This is a genomic window from Hymenobacter piscis, assembly GCF_018760735.1.
GTDB lineage: Bacteria > Bacteroidota > Bacteroidia > Cytophagales > Hymenobacteraceae > Hymenobacter > Hymenobacter piscis.
Map to the genome: position 1 here is coordinate 1 of NZ_JAHHZN010000053.1, position 1,066 is coordinate 1,066.

1 protein-coding gene is annotated in these 1,066 nt (G+C 58.4%); it reads left to right on the forward strand.

What is annotated here, in order from left to right:
- Window positions 1–46 precede the first annotated feature (46 nt).
- On the forward strand, window positions 47–1,060 hold the full coding sequence (locus tag KLP40_RS21040) for an IS701 family transposase (protein ID WP_246559079.1): 1,014 nt from the start codon (window positions 47–49) through the stop codon (window positions 1,058–1,060).
- Window positions 1,061–1,066 lie beyond the last annotated feature (6 nt).

Below are 1,066 nucleotides of genomic sequence, written 5' to 3' on the forward strand. Positions count from 1 at the left end.
TTAGAACTTACGCACTTGGTGGTATCTTGAAGTAAAACCTAATCCGATGGTTACGCAAGCTACCTACATCGAGTACCTGCTCAGCACGCCCCGCAACTACACGTGTACGCATCTAGCCGAACACCTCTCGCACGTGAGCCATGACCAGGTGAATCGGTTTCTGCGGCGCAGCTGCTTTTCATCCAGTCAGTTGCGGGAGCTGGTGCAGCCGCTGCTCACCGATTCACCCGACGCCTTTCTGCTGCTCGATGACAGCGTGCAGGACAAACGCTACTCCCGCTTTATTGAAGTGGCCAAGCGTCAGTACTCGGGCAACGAGCACGGCCTGGTCACCGGCATTTGCCTGGTCAATCTGGTGCATAGCAGCGGTGAGGCGGGCGACTTTCTACCCCTCGACTACCGGGTCTATGCCCCCGAACTCGACGGGGTGAGCAAAAACGAACACTTCCAGGCCATGTTCGCCCACGTCCTGGCCGAGGACAAAATCAAGGCCCGGACCCTGCTGTTTGATGCCTGGTACAGTGGCAGCGACAATCTTAAACTCATTCACCGCGCCGGTTGGACGTTTTTCACCACCCTGAAAAGCAACCGGTTAGTGAGTGCCAGCAAAGAAACAGGCTTTCAGGCCCTGCTTGACGTGGCTCCGCCGCCGGGTGGCTGGAGCACGGGGCGGGAAGTGCGCTTACACAAAGTCCCGTTTGCGGTACGCTTATTCAAGCTGGTGGCCTCGAACGGCGACATTGAATGGGTGGTGACCAACAACTTTGCCTTCACGTTGAATCAGCCACTGGTCGAGGCCACCACGCGCGTGCGCTGGCAGGTAGAGGAGTTTCACCGCAGCTTCAAACAGCTTACCGGGGCCGAGAAGTGCCAATGCCGACGGGCGCAGGCCCAGCGCAACCATTTGGCCTGCTGCTATCTGGCGTGGGTGTCGTTGCGCCAATTTGCCCGCCAAACGGCACAAACCATCTATCAGGCTCACCAGCAGCAGTGGGCGCCCTACTTGCGCCAGCTACTGGCGCAGCCCCTCATTCCCGCACTGCTACCCGTAAGTGCGTAAGTCCTA